This is a genomic window from Rheinheimera texasensis, from assembly GCF_964031785.1.
GTDB classification, from domain to species: domain Bacteria; phylum Pseudomonadota; class Gammaproteobacteria; order Enterobacterales; family Alteromonadaceae; genus Pararheinheimera; species Pararheinheimera texasensis_A.
The window spans coordinates 115,797-133,141 of the sequence record NZ_CAXIRE010000018.1 but is presented as its reverse complement, the minus strand read 5'-3'; the positions used below and the strand labels follow the sequence as shown (position 1 = coordinate 133,141).

Here is a 17,345-nt window from a genome sequence, read left to right as displayed (position 1 = left end):
TTAGCCTTCCTTCTGGATGGTCGTCAGCGCATTTCGCAGTGCCACGCCGTAGTCATACTTACCAGGGCAGACAAAGGTACAAAGCGCTAAATCTTCTTCATCCAGTTCTAAACAACCCAAGGTTACCGCGCCGTCTGAATCGCCGACCAGTAAATCCCGCAGCAATAATGTTGGCAGGATATCCAGCGGCATCACACGCTCGTAGTTGCCGATTGGCACCATTGCGCGATCTGAACCGTTGGTCGTTGTGGTCATATTAAACAGACGTTTCGGGCTTAAGTGCGACAGGTAGGCACGGGTCACTGAGAACTTACTTGCGCCTGGCGAGAGCCAGCCAAGGAATTCTTTTTCAAACCCTTCCGCCAACACAGAAATCTGGTTATGGAAACGCCCCAGATAAGCATGGACGCCAACAGCTGTTCTGCCTGCGAGCACTGAGCCTGAGATAATACGGTTGCTACCGTCCTGCAGCTCACCCTGCACCAGCTCTGCGATAGAAGCACCCAGTACAGTCTTGATTAAACGAGGATTTTTAACGACAGGACCAGCCAGAGAAACGACACGCTCAGCATGATATTCACCATTGGTGAATAATTTGCCGATGGCAATGACATCCTGGTAGTTAATGTGCCAAACCACTTTGGTCAGCGATACCGGCTCGAGGAAGTGGATATGAGTACCAGGCAGACCCGCCGGATGCGGACCGGCAAATTCTTCAACCTGAACCTGACCCGCTGTCGGCACATTGGCGCCAGCTGCTTTACAAACATACACTTTATTTGTGGTCAGTTTGCTCAGTACTGTCAGACCATGCTGGAAATCAGCAGCTGCAGCTGCAATAACCACAGCCGGGTCTGCTGCTAATGGGTTGGTGTCGATGGCAGTGACAAAAATAGCGCGGGGCTCACTGTCAATAGCCGGAATGGTGCTGAATGGGCGGGTGCGGAACGCTGTCCACAGACCGGAATCCAGCAGTTGCTGTTTCACTGCACCAGCGTCAAGGCCGTTCAGGGCATCAGCAGAAAATTTGGGGAATTGCACCGCGTCAGCTGAACCGTCTGCTTCAATCACTAAAGATTGCAACACACGTTTGGCACCACGGTTAATCGCAGTAACGGTTCCCGAGATAGCGGCAGTAAATTTCACGCCGGGATTCTTTTTGTCTTCAAAAAGACCCTGACCTTTTTTTACTTTGTCCCCAACCTCAACCAGCATTGTAGGACGCATACCGACATACTCTTCACCCAGTAACGCGACCGATTTGACGGCAGGACCGTCATGGATCACTTGTTTAGGACTGCCCGACAGGGGAATGTCCAATCCTTTTTTAATTTTAATCATACGTACTTGCACTACTTTAACGGGAAGAAACAGGGCCTGGTTTTTACGGCTGCTCGCCTCGCAGCGCACCTGGCGAAAGCTGGCTGATTTTTAACCGGATTTCAACAGATACACGTACACAGCGGCGGATTTTAGCACTAAACCCACAGACCAGCTATGATAAATAACACTTTTATGCAGCCAGGACAGCGACTGTCGGCAAGTGTAGTCAACTTTGAATCTATTGCGCAAAATCTGCGCAAATTCGCTGAAATTCAGCGGCATTTTCCGTTGTTGCCTGAAATACCCCGTCCTGTCCTCTTCGTCCAACGTTCAAACAAAAGCCGCCCAACAGGCGGCTTTATTATCTTAAGCTAAATTTGCCAGCGTCACCATCGGAGAAACATCGGCGTCGTAATCAACATGGCTGTAGCCAAAGCCAAACAAGCGCAGAAACTCCTGGTGGTACCCCTTGTAATCTGTCAGCTCATCGATGTTTGCGGTTTCAACCTGCTGCCACAGAGCTGTCACTTCGGCCTGAATGTGGTCCGCCAGTTCTTTGCCATCCATTCGTAAACGGCCGGCTTCATCCAATACGCGTGACGGGTTGTACAGACATTGCCGGAACAGGCCGTAAATTTGCTCAATACAGCCCTCGTGCGTGCCTTCAGCTTTCATCACCCGATACAACAAAGAGATATACAGCGGCATGATTGGGATCGCAGAGCTAGCCTGCGTGACCAGTGCTTTTAACGAGGCAACATAAGCGTGACCACCCTGCCCTGCCAGTTTAGTCGTGATAGCTGTCGCCGCACGATCCAGATCTTCCTTCGCCCGGCCGATGGTCGCTTTACCATAAATTGGCCAGGTCAGTTCCTTACCGATGTAGGTGTAAGCAACTGTTTGCACGTTTTCAGCCAGCACACCGGCAGCGTGCAGCTGATCTAACCAGCGTTCCCAGTCTTCACCACCCATGACTTTGACTGTATTAAAAATCTCATCGTCGTTGGCCGGCTCTACTGAAACTTCTTCAATTTCGCGTTTGCTGGTGTTTAAATTTTTAGCGGTGTAAGACTGACCGATAGGTTTTAACACCGAGCTGTAAATTTCGCCGCTGACCGGGTCTTTGCGACGCGGTGCCGCCAGACTGTACACCACCAGGTCAATCTTGCCCATTTCAGCGCGGATCAGCGAAATCGCCTGTGATTTCAGCTCATCGGTGAAAGCGTCACCGTTCAGGTGTTTATTCCATAAACCTTCGGCATTCGCTGCAGCTTCAAAAGCTGCAGTGTTGTACCAACCGGCCGAACCGGTTTTACCTTCAGTCGCTTCTTTTTCGAAAAAGATACCCAAGGTTTTCGCGCCGGAGCCAAAAGCGGCAGTGATACGAGACGCCAGGCCATAACCAGTCGATGCACCAATCACTAATACATTTTTCGGTCCATTTTCGACCTGGCCATGTTGTTTGACATAGGCAATTTGTTCACGGACATGCTCAGCACAGCCGACCGGATGCGCATTGGTACAGATAAAACCACGGATTTTCGGTTGAATAACCATAAAAAATAACCTGTGTGATGACAGAAACCGCGGTTAGTGTAAAACACTGACCGCGGCAACAGGTCTGATCAGCTTAAATAAACTGCCAGTTCAGCGCAGATAGCGCGAAATTTGCCGATCAACCCAGCGCTTTTGCATCTTTTTTCGAGCCACCAAAACACTTAGGAGAAGCCGGTGGTTTTTCGGCGTAGTACTCATACCACTCACTCGGTGTATAGGTATGCAGCGCCAAAGCGTGGATTTTCTCTGCCAGTTCTTCAGCGACCACCGCGTTCACTGCGCGATGGCGTTGCAGCAGCCGCATGCCATCAAAAGCCGGCGTGACGATCACGACTTTAAAATGTGATTCTGAACCAGGCGCCACACTATGCATGTGGCTTTCATTGATCACATCCAGAAACACCGGTTGGAAGGCTTGCAACAATTTCTGTTCGATAGACGTATGGATCAGCATGATTGTCAGCTCCTTCGTTGGTTGTTTATTCAGACTAGCTACTGCATTTTGCCCTGTCTGCTCAAAATCAGCTGCAAAAAAAGATAAAAAATTGCCCTTGCTAAAACTGGTTTTACTGCATCAGCGTTGCGGCAAATAGCGAAAGGTCAGATTAAAGCGTTCAGACTGGGCCCGGCTCTGCTTAGGTACCCGGTGTTGCCAGAAGCGCTGACAAGTACCGGCCATCACCAATAAATCACCGTTATTCAGCTCAAGACTTAATTGTGTATTCAAATACTTATGCTTTAAATCAAAACGACGGGACTGACCGAGACTGAGCGACAGAATGACCGGGTCCGGCCCAAGCTCCCACTCATCATCACTGTGCCAGCCCATATGATGTTCGCCATGTTGATAATGATTAAGCAGCACCGCATTGAGCGGATGCCCGGTGTGGCGCACCAAGCGCTGACAAAGCTGCTGTAAACCGGGCTGCCAGGGCTCGGGCTGAAAAGTCACCCCCGAATAGCGGTAGCTGCAATGCGGATCGCCCATCCAGATTTGCCGACGTGGGATAGCCACTTCACGGCCATACAACCGGATCTGTGGTTGTTGCCAGTCAAGTCCGGCTAGCTGCAGGCTTAAATGCTCTGACTCAGCTGTAGTGAGAAATGCCGGTAGCAGATACACCTCTGCATCCGGTAAAAAATAACGCTGGATCGACTGTCCGGGAGCTGTGGTCCCCGCTCTCGCGTTGTGCCCTGACTGCGCTTCTGTCAAAATAACCGCCTTTTGTTTCTGCCGAACCTTATTATGTCCAGCCAATTTACCCTAGACCAGATCCAGCTGCAGTTGGATCGTTTTCCGCCGGAGCAGAAAACCCGTAGTCTGCAGGCCTGGGATGCTGCCGATGAGCTGTTGATCCGCTACGCCCTGCAGCAGTTGTCCGGCGCCGATACCCCGGTATTAGTGGTCAACGACCAGTTCGGCAGCCTCGCCTGTGCGCTGCATCATTTAACGCCAGTGCAGTGGAGTGACTCTTATATCAGCCAGCTCGCGACGCAACACAACCTGCAACAGAACGGTCTGAGCGCGGTGCGGCAAGTCGCAAGCACCGAAGCCTGCCCTGCTTTTGCTGCGGTGTTACTGAAGCTACCCGGCAATCACAGTTTTCTGCGTTATCAGCTCCGTCAGCTGAAACAACAGCTGGTTGATGGTGCCAAGCTTGTCGCAGCTGCTAAAGCGAAAGATATTCACGCCAATCTGCTACAGATTTTTGCCGAAGAAATAGGCCCGGTCAGTGCCTCTTTAACGGAAAAAAAATGCCGGCTGATCACTGCCGTCTGCGATAAAAAGCTGCCGGTTCCGACCCGTCCGCAGTTTCCATTGACCTGGCCGGTAGAATTACCAGCGCCACAAGGACCATTGACTCTACCAATCATCAATCACGCCAATGTGTTTGCCCGTGAGCAATTGGACGTCGGCGCCCGGTTTTTTCTACAGCATTTGCCGCAGGTACAGGCAGGCCAGCGCGTGATTGATTTAGGTTGTGGCAATGGTGTGATTGGCCTCGCCGTACTTGCGGCTGAACCTCAGGCGCAGCTGCTGTTTTGCGACGAGTCCTTTATGGCGGTGCAATCTGCCAAAGACAATGTCAGCGCGTTTTTTCCCGCAGCCACTCAATGTGAATTTCTGGCCGATGACAGCCTGAGTCAACAAGCTGACTTATCTGCCGACTATATTTTGTGTAACCCACCGTTTCACCAGCAACAGGCCGTCACAGATCATATCGCCTGGCAGATGTTTGCCGATGCTAGGCGTGTACTGAAAATCGGCGGCCGGCTGCGCATTGTCTGTAACCGTCACCTTGGCTATGGTGAAAAACTGACCCGGCTGTTCGGCGGTTGTATTCACGTAGCCAGTAATGCAAAATTCAGCGTCTTTGAAGCTATCAGAAGGAAATAGTTATGCGTTCAATCCTGCTTGCCGCAGTTTTCGCGGTTGGTGTTGCCGGTTGTAGTAATCCGGTGCCGTCTTTTATTGTTGCACCCCAAATCTTCTGGAATCAGTCGAACCAGCTGACCAACACCGCCTTTGCGCTGAACGTACAGGACAACAGACCGACCAACGGCACCCTGGTGATGCGCGATGGCGATTCCGTCAAGTCTTATCCGACCACCAATGATCTGACCGGTCAGTTACAGCAGACGCTGAGCAGCGCATTAACTCAGCAAGGCGCGCGCATTTCCGGCGCTGAGCCTGTGATTGTCACCTTACAAATCAACCAGCTGGAAGCCAATGCCGAATTAAAAGCAGTGGAACACGTGGTGAAAAACAGTGTTGAGCTGACCTTGTTAATTGAGCGGGACTCTGGCTCATTTAACAAAAGTTACAGCGGCAAAAGCAGCTTCTCTGGCCCGTTTAAACTCGATACCGCAGTCGCAGAACGCGAGTTACGTGTGCTGACCGAGCAGGTGCTGGGCAACATGCTGCGTGACCCAAGCTGGCAGGATTTTCTGAGGAACTAAGCGATGAAACATCTCTTTGTTTTATTCTGCCTGCTCAGCAGTTCGCTGGTTTTTGCCGCAGGTGAACATCTGCAAAAAGACAACCTGTTTCCACGAGTGAAACTGGTCACGACTGAAGGCGACATCGTTATCGAACTGGACCGGATGAAAGCGGCGTTAACTGTGAATAACTTCCTGACCTACGTCGATAAAAAGATGTATGACGGCACAGTGTTTCACCGCTTAGAGCCGGAGTTTGTGCTGCAGGGTGGCGGTTACGATCGCGAATATGCTGCCATCAAAAACCTGGCGGAGATCCCCAATGAGTCAGGCAATGGCCTGAAAAACATTCAGTACAGTGTGGCGATGGCGCATCAGGAAAAAGGCCCGCATACGGCTTCGAATCAGTTTTTTATTAACCTCAACGAAAACACCAGCTTAAATCCAGGTAAAAACTGGGGTTACGCCGTGTTTGGCAATGTGGTGGAAGGAATTGAGACCATTGAGAAAATCCGTAAAATCGAAACCGGTCTGAACGAAAAACTAGGCTGGGAAAACGTGCCGAAAAAACCCGTGGTGATCGCCCGCGCAATATTACTTCCTGCTAAATAATACCGTCTATACTTGCCCTTAGTCACAGTGCTGAAGATACAGCACTGTGCTGTTCAACCCGCACCTGCTGTGGGGTTAACCAAAGTGGCCAGCCGCCACCTTTGTTAAACAGGGTGTCCGAATGTTAGATACATTTTTGGAGCAAAAATCCAAGCAACTGGTGTTTTTCCTGTCCCGGTATCTGCGCGGGCAGCTACCGCACCGGGAAATGCATTTGTTTGTCTGGGATACTCTGGAAGAATGGGCGCAACTGCATGTCAGTAACAAAGTCCCACAATCATTTCGTGAAATGGTGTTTTGGCACCTCATCTATCAACTCGAGCTGTGTTCCGAAACCGAACTAAAATCTGACCGCCGGCTCCGACGGGAATTACACCAGTGTATGGGATATCTGCTTGGGAAAACCCAGGTACCAGCCGACTTTGTTGGCGTGCGGCCCTAAACGGTTATTTTGCTTTGCAACAAACGCTTTGTTAATGTGGCGTCTTTCTGTCTGCCGCGCTGGAGTCATGCCGGATGTCTGAAGTCGTACGCCCGGAGCAAGGCTGGTTAGCCACCATCCGCATTTATCAAGATCCCCGTCTTTGGTTTATTTTTTTGCTGGGCTGCTCGTCCGGCTATCCTTGGGTCTTAATCAGCAGCGCGATGACCGGCTGGTTAAAAGATGCCAATTTGTCACGCGCTGCCATTAGCTATTTTGGTTCTGTCACAGCAGTTTATGCCATCAATTTCCTCTGGGCGCCGTTATTGGACCGCGTCAAACTACCGTATCTGACACATCAGCTTGGCCAGCGCCGCAGCTGGATTTTATCTCTGCAGCTGTTGATCGTGTTGTTTACTCTGGGGATTTCCATGACCAACCCGGCGGCCAGCCTGATGTGGACATCCTTGCTGGCACTGGCGATTGCTGCAGCTGCCGCCAGTATGGATGTCGCCATCGACGGGTACCGGATTGATATTATCGGTCAGGAAGCACAGAAGCTGCCAGCGGCCGCGGCGATGGGCGTTGCTGGCTGGTGGACCGGATATTCTTTGCCCGGCTATCTGGCATTTCACTATGCCGACAGTTACGGCTGGTCAGCTATCTATCTGGGGCTCGCGGCATTGCTAGTCGTGTTGGCACTTGGGACATTTTTTGTGCGCGAACCAGCTTCCAACCGCGATTTGCTGCAGCAAAAAGCGGCGGAGCGCTACCAGAACAGCCAGTCGCATCCGGCCTTACTCTGGCTGCAGGTCACTGTGCTGGAGCCCTTCGCTGAGTTTGTCCGGCGCAATGGTCTCAAAGTCTCAGTGCTGCTGATTTTGTTTATCCTGACCTTTAAATTAGGTGAATCCTTCCTCGGCCGGATGTCGATCCAGTTTTACCGGGAAGTCGGGTTTTCCAATGAACAAATTGCTGAATATTCGAAACTGATCGGCTGGGGTGCCACAGTGTTTTTTACCTTGTTAGGTAGTCTGCTGAATACCCGCTTTGGTGTCTTTAAAGGATTGGTGATCGGTGGCCTGGCGATGGCTGCCAGTAATCTGATGTTTGCCTGGCTGGCGCAAACCGGCCCTGATGAGCACTTGTTGTTCTGGACTATTATTCTGGACAATTTCACCACGGCATTTTCGATTGTGGCTTTTGTGTCGTTTTTATCAGCATTTACCGGCGTGGCCTTTTCTGCCAGTCAGTATGCGTTGTTAGCGTCAGTCGGAAATTTTGGCCGCACCTCGATGGCATCTTTTGGTGGTAGTCTGGTGGATTGGCTCGGCGGCGACTGGTCGTTGTTTTTCCTGCTCACCTCGCTGATGGTGCTGCCGGCGCTTGGCTTATTGTGGTACATCATGCTGCTGCTGAGACAGCGCGGACAACAACTCTAACCCGCTGAACGCCATAAAAAAAGCCAGCTGATGCTGGCTTTTTATTCAGTTGGCTCAGCGCTTAAGGCTGAGTCACCTGCCGTAATCCTTCCGCTGGGTCCACTTCCAATGCCTGGCAATACCGGACAAATTCCACGACATCTAAACGACGTTCCTGATTCTCTACTTTTCCAATAAAAGAATGTGGTGTGCCTAATACTTCAGAGAGGCTGCGCATGGTATGTCCTTTATCCTGGCGCTGGCGTTTCAGCCACAAGCACAATCTTTTATTTTCGTCAGAAATGACGCTTTTGGTACCTTTCATAACTAAATAGTCTCCCAGCGTTGAACGCTTTTTTTATGTAAAACACTTCCTGCCAAATAAAAATCCAAACCTTATTGGTGTCCCAATAAGCAATAAAAATCGGTTCATTAAACCATAGGATGCGACGAGCGTACAGTTACAACAGTTAAAATTTGTCCGGCGCCATACATTGTCGTAACACATATGTAATTTATTGTTTTAAATCAGACTGATAACCCACGAGTCACTGATAATTCGCGACAAAAGTCGGCGCTATTCCGCTAGTGAACACCAGCCAATCGTAATATTTTTGTTATAAAAAACACGCCATTCTAGTACAAGTCGGCAGGGGATGTAAGATTCGATGAAAAAATCAGCGGTAAAATCGGGGAGGACAGACCAGCCAGTGCGACACTGGCCGGCAATAAGCAGAGATCAGACAGAGAAACTGGAACCACAACCACAAGTGGTAGTGGCATTTGGGTTTTGGACAATGAAACGGCTGCCTTGCAGACCTTCGGTGTAGTCCACCACACCACCGACCAAGTATTGCAGACTCATCGGGTCTACCACCATGGTCACGCCGTGTTTTTCGATGGTCAGGTCGCCTTCGTTAACCTTCTCATCAAAAGTAAAACCGTACTGAAAACCTGAACAACCACCGCCAGTGACATAAACCCGCAACTTTAACGCCGGGTTTTCCTCATCGGTGACCAGAGCCAGTACTTTATTGGCGGCAGCATCAGTAAACTGGATCGGCATCTGCATTTCTGACATCACGACTCCTGACAGGGACAGAAAAATGGAGCGAAATTATCTAATACCTGAGCATTTTAATCAAGTATTTCACTTTGGCCATCCCAGACCAGCTCTTTCGTCAGGGCGATGGTACTGCCGCCCTGGCCGGAATTACTGTTCAGCCGAATTTGCAGTTTCTCGGGAACAAAGCCGGCAGGCAACACAAACTCACCCTCGACAGTGCGAAAGTTTTTAATCACCAGTCGTTTGGTTTTATTGGTATAACCGGCCAGTTTGAGCAAATCGACTTCGACCGATTTTTTCTTGCGCTTACCTTTAAGTTTGATTTCAAGCTGAGCCCGCGTCTGTTTTTTCTGTTTGTTCTGTTCAATTAACAGCACACTGAACTGGTAGCGACCGACCGCACTGCCCGGCTGCAGGCGGAAACTGTCAATCACCAAGGTGCCACTTTCAGGTACCGGCGCGACAATCTTCTGATACACCGCCAGCTCTTTTTTCAGATCAAACAACTTTTGCTGCTGCTCTTTGATGTCCTGTTGCAACAGCTGATTGGTGTTTTTTTCGACGGCCAGTTCAGTGGCAACAAAATCACGTTGTCGCAAAGCTTCGGCTTTTGCCTGTTCACTTTGTTGTATTTGCTGACTTTGAACCAGGCTCTGCTGCTGATAATGCGCTAATTGCTGCAACAACTGCCAATTGCCAAGCCCCCAGCTCAGTAGTGCAACCAGCAGGGTCAATGGCAACAACCACCAGTATTGGCGAAACCACAGGGTCATAGCGGGATTAATCCGAAGTTTCATCAGCAGACTCAACATGTTATCTTTGAACTATCAACAGCTTTTTCCGGTACTTTACCATGAAACGCGTGCAACAGTGGCTGCCGCCATTGCGACGTCGGTTAGCTTTACCGGTCACCTCCTTGCAACTGTGCCTGCTGGGCGCCGTCGGCGGTGTTGTTGCAGCGCTGTTGATCGTATTGTTCCGCCTTTGCATTATGGCAATCCAGAGTTTTTATCTGACCCACTTTGACGATTTCACCAGCCTGCCATTGCAACTACGCGCCTTGCTGCCATTTATTGCAGCCGCCGTGATCACTTGTTTTGGCTTATTGATTGGTCTCAAACACTACCGGCTCGGCATTCCCTTTGTGATCCATCGCATCAAACTGAAATATGGCCTGATGCCGTGGAAAAATACCCTGCATCAGTTTTTTGGTGGTGTTGCTGCACTCAGCGCCGGCTTTTCTGTCGGACGGGAAGGTCCTTCTGTGCATTTAGGTGCCTTTGGCGCCAGCATGTTCGGTAAATATCTGCGTCTGCCGTACAACAGTATCCGCATCTTGGCAGGCTGTGGCATTGCCGCCGGTATTTCCGCTTCTTTTAATACGCCGCTGGCTGCGGTGATTTTTGTCATGGAAGTGGTGCTGCGCGAATATCGTATCCATGTTTTTGTGCCGATTATGCTTGCATCGACCATGGGCGCTTTAGTGACTCAGGCTTTTTTTGGCACCGGCAATGACCTGCATACGCTAACAATGGTCACACTGAGCAACTGGCATCTGCCTTATTTACTGCTGGCTGGTGTGGCGATGGGCGTGGTGGCGACGTTTTTTAATCAAAGTCTGATGCTGACAATGCGCACCTTTCAGCGCTGGCACCTGGCTCTGCGATTGCTTCTGGCGGCCTTATTAACTGCGGCTATCGGCAGTTTAGTCCCACAGGCGCTGGGGGCTGAAACCGGCGCTATCCATTATGCCGTGTCAGCGCCGAATGAGTTGCTGCTGTTATTCGCGATTTTTGCCGGCAAGATTTTGTTAACAGTGATAGCGCTGGGTCTCGGCATTCCCGGCGGTATTGTCGGGCCTGTGTTTGGCATTGGCATTGTGATGGGCACTATTCTGGCATTTGTGCCGTCATTATTCAGTGGCGACCACAGTGCAGCCGGCACCTATGCACTGCTCGGTATGGCCGGCATGATGGCGGCAACTTTACACGCCCCGCTGGCAGCTTTGGTGGCAGTGATGGAACTGGCGTCCAATCCACAGTTAGTGGTGCCGTCGATTCTAGTGATCACGGCTTCTTATGTCACTGCCGTGCAGTTTTTCCATACCAAATCTATCTTCCTGCAACAGCTGGATTTTTTGCAGCTGCCCTATAAACTGGCGCCAGCCGACGATGTACTGCAGAAGGTCGGCGTGCTGGCGATGCTGCAACAGAATTATCAGCTATTAGACAACCCGACCGACGCCCAGGTGATTCAGGCGCTCGATAATGCCGCCCCAGAGCAACAAGTGTTAGTGCGAAGGCAATATGCTGTTGATCACCAGTTTGAACTGGCTTCTTATGATGTCAGTCTATCGATGACTGGTGACAGTGCTCTGCGCTTCGTGCCGGTCGGCGCTGTCAGTCATCAGGCTACGATGGCGGAAGTCTTTGCTGAAATCGGTGATGCCCGCGAAGGTGCAGTGCTGGTGTATGACGATGAACAGACCGAACAGCCGCTCGGGCTGGTCAGTTGGGAACAAGTCCGGGCTTTGTTACTGCGGCAAAATAACTTGTTGTAATGCTAATGAATGCGGCACTGCCATTCAATAAAACAAAACACAGGAAAGTCCATGAGTTGGTTACTGATCTATAAAGCCCTGCATATCGCTTTTATGGTGGCCTGGTTTGCCGGCATTTTTTATCTGCCGCGTTTGTTTGTCTATCATGCTCAAAACCAATCAGCTGAAGTGGATGCGCAGTTTAAAGTGATGGAACGCCGCCTGCTGTTTTTTGTCACGCCTTTTGCCATCCTGACGGCGGTGTTTGGCGCGCTGTTAATTCACGGCTATGGCAGCGCCTGGTTTGCTGCCAGTCACTGGTTACATGTCAAACTGCTGCTGGTGGCACTGCTTTATGGATATCACGGCTACTGTTTTAAATTGCTGGCAGATTTTAAACACAACCGGAATAAACGCAGTGCGCGGTTTTACCGCTTTTTTAATGAAGCACCAGTGCTAGTGCTGTTTGCTGTGGTAATACTGGCGGTGGTAAAACCATTTTGACCCTGCGAATTGCCCGGCGTGGTTGCTGGTTTTAAACAGCTGCAGCTATAGGTTTGTCCGGCCGCTTTGATTATAATGGCGGCCAGTTTGCGGGCCGGTGTTAACCAGCTTAGGCCGGACCGCTGTCTGCCACTTCAAGTTATAGGCCCCAAGCATGAACTTCAAAGGTCAACATATTCTGTCGGTCAAGCAATTTGACCGTGACAGTATTTCGCACGTTTTCCGCATTGCCCGTTCGATGGAACCTTATGCCTTGCGGCAAAAACGCACCAGGGTGCTGGACGGTGCGATTTTGGGTAACCTGTTTTTTGAACCCAGTACCAGAACCCGGGTCAGCTTCGGTTGTGCTTTTAACTTGCTAGGCGGTGAAGTGCGCGAAACCACCGGTATCCAGTCCTCTGCCCTCTCCAAAGGTGAATCTTTGTACGATACCGCACGTATGATCAGCAGTTACAGCGATGTGATTGCGATGCGCCACCCGCAAGCCGGCAGTGTCGCCGAATTTGCTGAAGGCAGCCGGGTGCCGGTATTAAACGGCGGCGACGGCGCCAACGAACACCCAACTCAGGCGCTGCTGGACCTGTTTACGATTGAACGTGAACTGGCCGCTTCGCAACAAAGTGTCGAAGGTATGCATATCGCCATGATCGGCGATTTAAAATTCGGCCGCACTGTGCATTCACTGTCAAAACTGTTGTGCCTGTATAAAAATATTCAGTTCACGCTGATCGCGCCCAATGAACTGGCGATGCCGGACGAAATTGTCGGCGCCATTGAAAACGCCGGTCATAAAGTGCGGATCACCGACCAGCTGGCCGGTAATATCGATGCCGATATCGTCTACCAGACCCGCATCCAGGAAGAACGTTTTCCGTCGCAGGAAGAAGCCAATAAATACCGCGGCAAGTTCCGGCTCAATCAGGAGATTTACACCAAACACTGTAAATCCAACACTGTGATTATGCATCCGCTGCCGCGGGATTCCCGGCTTGAAGCCAATGAGCTGGATAACGACCTGAATAAAAACCCGAATCTGGCGATTTTCCGCCAGGCTGACAACGGCGTATTGGTGCGTATGGCGTTATTCGCCCTGACGCTCGGTGTGGAAGATTTGATCCACAAATACGAATGCGAAGTGCCTTGGTACAGCGCCAAACACAAATAACTGAAGTGGATTTCCGTAATGACTTTATCTGAACAACTGTTCGAACGCGCCCAGCAAACGATCCCTGGTGGCGTCAATTCGCCAGTGCGCGCTTTTAAAAGCGTCGGTGGTACACCGGTATTTATCGACCGTGCCGACGGCGCTTATATCTATGATGTTGACGGTAAACAATATATTGATTACGTCGGTTCCTGGGGCCCGATGCTGCTGGGGCACAACCACCCGTCTATCCGCGAAGCAGTTATTAAAGCTGCAGAAAAAGGCCTGAGCTTCGGCGCACCTTGCCCGGCAGAAATTGACATGGCGGAACTGGTCAGCAGCCTGGTGCCTTCGATGGAAATGGTGCGGATGGTGAGCTCAGGTACCGAAGCGACGATGAGTGCCATCCGTCTGGCACGCGGTTATACCGGCCGCAGCACCATAGTCAAGTTCGAAGGTTGCTACCATGGTCATGCCGATTCGTTGCTGGTCAAAGCAGGCTCAGGCGCTTTAACTCTTGGTGTACCAAATTCTCCGGGGGTTCCGGCCGATTTTGCCAAATATACCCTGACCTCAGAGTTTAATAACCTGCCGCAGCTGGTCGCGCTTTTTGCGGAACATGGTGCTGATATTGCGTGCATTATCGTCGAACCTGTGGCCGGTAATATGAACTGTATCCCGCCTCAGCCTGGCTTTTTACAGGGGTTGCGGGATTTATGTGACCAATATGGCAGCGTGCTGATTTTTGACGAAGTGATGACCGGCTTTCGCGTAGCTTTAGGCGGTGCTCAGGCCTATTACGGCATCAAACCAGATTTGACGACGCTGGGTAAAATCATCGGCGGCGGCATGCCGGTGGGTGCTTTTGGCGGTAAAAAAGCCATCATGCAGCACATTGCGCCGCTGGGACCGGTGTATCAGGCGGGCACCCTGTCGGGCAACCCGATCGCGATGGCAGCGGGTTTAGCAGCATTAAAAGCTATCAGCCAGCCCGGCGTTTATGAAGCGCTGACGGCAAAAACCGCCACCTTACTGCAAGGTCTGAAACAGGCGGCAGCAGAAGCCGGTGTGGCGTTATCCACTAATCAGGTTGGCGGTATGTTCGGCATCTTCTTTACGGAACAGACCGAAATCAGCAGCTATCAGCAGGCGACGCAGTGCAACATCGACGCATTTAAGCGCTTTTTCCATCTGATGTTAAACGAAGGGGTTTATCTGGCACCTTCTGCCTACGAAGCTGGCTTCTTGTCGCTGGCTCATACCGATGAGGATTTAGCCCGGACTATTGCGGCGGCCCGTCGCAGTTTTGCAGCGCTTTAATTCCCTGACCAGCCCCACTTACTGAAACTGTTGTGGTTGTAACCAGACCACATCAGTTTCAGGCTCCCGCGCCAATTGTAAAAATAATTGTTCCTGCTCCAGCTGACCATACAAACCAGTAACCTGTAACAAGCCTTGTGGTTGCACTAATTGCCGGTGCTGCAGCTCCCAGCCACTGAGCCATAACTGACCTTGTTCGTCCTGCCAATACAGCCCTTTACTGGTGCTCGCCCAGCTATTGCCACTCAGTCGCCGCCAGTTCAGCGACCAAGGTAAAGTCACAAGCTTGTCTTGCTCAGGCCAGAACCGCAGCACAACCCCATCCTGCTGCTGTAATAACAAACTTTGTTCAGGCGCGCAGCGCAGGTCAACAATGTCGGCGCGCAGCTCTATCGGGTGCATGTCGCTATTCATCGTTTTCAGCTGCCATTGCTGATGATTAAACTCAGCCCAAAACCAGCGATTATGGCAATAGGCAAAATGCCGCAGCTGCCTGTCCTGAAACAACACTGCGGTTAAACTGCCATCTTGCAGCGATACCTGATGCAATTGTTGATCTATCACCGCATACAGCTCAGTCCCAGCCCAAAGTAATTGGGTGATTTGCCGCCATTGTGTTAAGCGGGTCAGCTGACTGACTTTATTGCCATCAAACCACCAGATTTGCGGTAAACCGGACCGTTCGGATACTAAGGCCGCCTGAGCGGCATTCCAGCTCAACAGCTGATCGGTTTTGTTACTGCTCAGCCAGGGCGACGCCGACAACAAGGTGGAACTGCGGCCTGCGCCATTGATTTGCAAAGGCAGCAGATCGGCCAGATCGTGCGGGATCTGTGTCGCTAATAAACGCTCCCCCACCCGATGCTGATCGGTATAAGCCCCACTGGCCAGCTGCAAGGCGATAAGCTGAGATTGCGCCGGCTCAAAAATAAATGAGCCTGAAGGCCCCGACAGCAGCAGTTTCTTTTCATCCCATCGGGACATCGTATGAAAGGCATAAGGGAAATCAGCCACTTTGTGTAAGGCCGCTGTAATCAAGTCATAACGGAACAAACTGGTATTAAAATCATCCTGCTGCAACAACACCCAGACCTGACGTTGACTTAACAGCGCTGCCACAGGCCTCTGATAGGACTCGGCAAAACTTTGCTGCAATTCGGCTTTCTGGCCATTAAAACGCCATAGCTGCGTGACTCCGGAATCTGGGTGCTGGTCCAGCCATACCAATTCCTTGTCATCAGCAGCCAGTCCCTGCGCAATAAACTGCTGGCACGGCAACCAGGACGCAAGCTGTTGTTCCAACTGATGCACCTGCATCCGGAAAATATCACAGCGTTTGCCGCTAACCGCCTGAAACACAAAGTCATGACCCAGCCATTGCCCGGCCCCGATGGCATCAAATTGCTGCATCTGTAATTGTTTACGATGGCTGTTCAGGTGGTGGGCAATCCAGCGCCAGCGTTGATTGCTGGTGCGTTGCTGGTAATACAGGGTTTGGCTATCAGGACTCAATATCGGTCTTTGTTCCTGACCGGCCATCGCACTAATCGTCACTTGTTGAGTAAAGACCGGCACAAAGCTGTTTTTACCGAAAAACAGCAACAGACTGATGACTAAAGCCACCACAGCACAGAGAAAAAAAGCCGATAGCAGCTTCAGCCGACGTTGTTGTTCAAGCCGGCTTTGCTGTTGTGTCTGAGGTTGTGCGCGTGAGATTGACTGTGCTGCTTCAGAATCGTCTTTTGTCTGCAACACCGTCGGTTTGAGCTTAAGCTCAACTTTATCCGGCGCCGGCTTCGCCAGCAGCTGGATAGGCGCCACCCAACGATAACCTCTTTTGGGCAGCGTTTCGATATAAGAAGCGGGTTTAGTTGTGTCGTTTAATAATTTACGCAGGACTCCGATAGCACGCATCAATGCAGCATCAGTGCCTTCAGCATCGCCCCAAATCGCATCCAGCAGGTCGGCCTTGGCATGGATCACGTCAGGTTTGGTTAAAAAGTGATTTAACAGTTTATGTAAGCGGGGTTCCAGCACCAAAGGCGCCAGTTCAGGCTGGTAAGTTGGATTGCTATCAGCAGAGACGGCATAGGGTTCCAGCAGCCACAAAGTACCAGTCCCGGGACTGTACTTCCAGCTACCAAAACTTAAAGTGGTATCAGCCAACTGCATGCAACACCCCCGCCATCAGATAGCGGGGAGTATACATGAGTTCTTTAGAAAAACAGCGTTAGCTTGTTAGGGCTTTAGTAGTTAAGCCTGCTGTTTACATTAACTTTTTTCAATGACGCAGTACGGCCAATCGCCGCATACAGGGCTTTGGGGTACTGGCGTCGGCTCAGACGGCTGAGTGTTCTCTACAGGCTCTGGCGTCGGTTCAGGATCGCTAAACGCAAAGCCCGGAGCAGACACCGAACATAGAAACACTGTACATAACATTGATGAACGCAACACCTTTAAAGTTTTCATTAAAATCCCCTCTCAGCTTGGTTGTATGT

Annotated in this window: 17 protein-coding genes; 9 read left to right on the top strand and 8 right to left on the bottom strand. The window is 50.9% G+C overall.

What is annotated here, in order from left to right:
• From ABNT34_RS08125 to ABNT34_RS08110, 4 genes are all read right to left on the bottom strand, one after another.
• Positions 1-1,341 carry a Na(+)-translocating NADH-quinone reductase subunit A gene (locus tag ABNT34_RS08125; RefSeq protein WP_348730478.1) on the bottom strand — a complete coding sequence of 447 codons (1,341 nt, stop codon included), beginning with the start codon at positions 1,339-1,341 and terminating at the stop codon, positions 1-3.
• A gap of 348 nt (positions 1,342-1,689) precedes the next feature.
• Positions 1,690-2,880, bottom strand: coding sequence for an enoyl-ACP reductase FabV (gene fabV / locus ABNT34_RS08120; protein WP_348730476.1), 1,191 nt, complete (start codon positions 2,878-2,880; stop codon positions 1,690-1,692).
• A gap of 118 nt (positions 2,881-2,998) precedes the next feature.
• Complete coding sequence (locus tag ABNT34_RS08115; RefSeq protein ID WP_348730474.1) at positions 2,999-3,334, bottom strand: BolA/IbaG family iron-sulfur metabolism protein; 336 nt, start codon at positions 3,332-3,334, stop codon at positions 2,999-3,001.
• Between the two features lie 120 nt (positions 3,335-3,454).
• Entirely contained in the window at positions 3,455-4,003 is a 549-nt protein-coding gene (locus ABNT34_RS08110; RefSeq protein ID WP_348730472.1) for an alpha-ketoglutarate-dependent dioxygenase AlkB, read from the bottom strand.
• A 123-nt stretch (positions 4,004-4,126) separates the two neighbouring features.
• Here ABNT34_RS08110 and ABNT34_RS08105 point away from each other — a divergent pair, with 123 nt between their 5' ends.
• From ABNT34_RS08105 to ABNT34_RS08085, 5 genes are all read left to right on the top strand, one after another.
• Entirely contained in the window at positions 4,127-5,278 is a 1,152-nt protein-coding gene (locus ABNT34_RS08105) for a methyltransferase (protein ID WP_348730470.1), read from the top strand.
• A gap of 2 nt (positions 5,279-5,280) precedes the next feature.
• The gene (locus tag ABNT34_RS08100) at positions 5,281-5,841 is read left to right on the top strand and encodes a YajG family lipoprotein (protein ID WP_031567670.1); all 561 of its coding nucleotides are present in this window, start codon (positions 5,281-5,283) and stop codon (positions 5,839-5,841) included.
• Between the two features lie 3 nt (positions 5,842-5,844).
• Entirely contained in the window at positions 5,845-6,432 is a 588-nt protein-coding gene (locus ABNT34_RS08095) for a peptidylprolyl isomerase (protein ID WP_348730468.1), read from the top strand.
• 121 nt (positions 6,433-6,553) lie between these two features.
• On the top strand, positions 6,554-6,874 hold the full coding sequence (locus tag ABNT34_RS08090; protein ID WP_348730466.1) for a hypothetical protein: 321 nt from the start codon (positions 6,554-6,556) through the stop codon (positions 6,872-6,874).
• A 74-nt stretch (positions 6,875-6,948) separates the two neighbouring features.
• Entirely contained in the window at positions 6,949-8,295 is a 1,347-nt protein-coding gene (locus ABNT34_RS08085; RefSeq protein WP_348730464.1) for an MFS transporter, read from the top strand.
• Between the two features lie 61 nt (positions 8,296-8,356).
• On the opposite strand, the gene ABNT34_RS08080 is transcribed toward ABNT34_RS08085, so the two are convergent.
• The 3 genes from ABNT34_RS08080 to ABNT34_RS08070 form a co-directional block, all read right to left on the bottom strand.
• Positions 8,357-8,599, bottom strand: coding sequence for a helix-turn-helix transcriptional regulator (locus ABNT34_RS08080; RefSeq protein ID WP_031567660.1), 243 nt, complete (start codon positions 8,597-8,599; stop codon positions 8,357-8,359).
• A 414-nt stretch (positions 8,600-9,013) separates the two neighbouring features.
• Entirely contained in the window at positions 9,014-9,355 is a 342-nt protein-coding gene (gene erpA, locus ABNT34_RS08075; protein ID WP_031567658.1) for an iron-sulfur cluster insertion protein ErpA, read from the bottom strand.
• Between the two features lie 56 nt (positions 9,356-9,411).
• Positions 9,412-10,113, bottom strand: a complete 702-nt coding sequence (locus tag ABNT34_RS08070; protein WP_348730461.1) for a DUF6776 family protein — start codon at positions 10,111-10,113, stop codon at positions 9,412-9,414.
• Between the two features lie 80 nt (positions 10,114-10,193).
• On the opposite strand from ABNT34_RS08070, the gene ABNT34_RS08065 reads away from it, so the two are divergent.
• From ABNT34_RS08065 to hemL, 4 genes are all read left to right on the top strand, one after another.
• Positions 10,194-11,900 carry a chloride channel protein gene (locus tag ABNT34_RS08065; RefSeq protein WP_348730459.1) on the top strand — a complete coding sequence of 569 codons (1,707 nt, stop codon included), beginning with the start codon at positions 10,194-10,196 and terminating at the stop codon, positions 11,898-11,900.
• Between the two features lie 63 nt (positions 11,901-11,963).
• Positions 11,964-12,383, top strand: coding sequence for a CopD family protein (locus tag ABNT34_RS08060; RefSeq protein WP_348730630.1), 420 nt, complete (start codon positions 11,964-11,966; stop codon positions 12,381-12,383).
• Between the two features lie 154 nt (positions 12,384-12,537).
• Positions 12,538-13,548 (top strand): aspartate carbamoyltransferase, encoded by a 1,011-nt coding sequence (locus ABNT34_RS08055; RefSeq protein ID WP_348730457.1) that lies wholly within the window; start codon positions 12,538-12,540, stop codon positions 13,546-13,548.
• Positions 13,549-13,566: 18 nt separating this feature from the next.
• Positions 13,567-14,847 (top strand): glutamate-1-semialdehyde 2,1-aminomutase, encoded by a 1,281-nt coding sequence (gene hemL / locus ABNT34_RS08050; RefSeq protein WP_348730455.1) that lies wholly within the window; start codon positions 13,567-13,569, stop codon positions 14,845-14,847.
• Between the two features lie 18 nt (positions 14,848-14,865).
• Here the strand turns inward: hemL and ABNT34_RS08045 are convergent, their stop codons facing one another.
• Positions 14,866-17,019 (bottom strand): winged helix-turn-helix domain-containing protein, encoded by a 2,154-nt coding sequence (locus ABNT34_RS08045; protein WP_348730454.1) that lies wholly within the window; start codon positions 17,017-17,019, stop codon positions 14,866-14,868.
• Between the last annotated feature and the right edge of the window lie 326 nt (positions 17,020-17,345).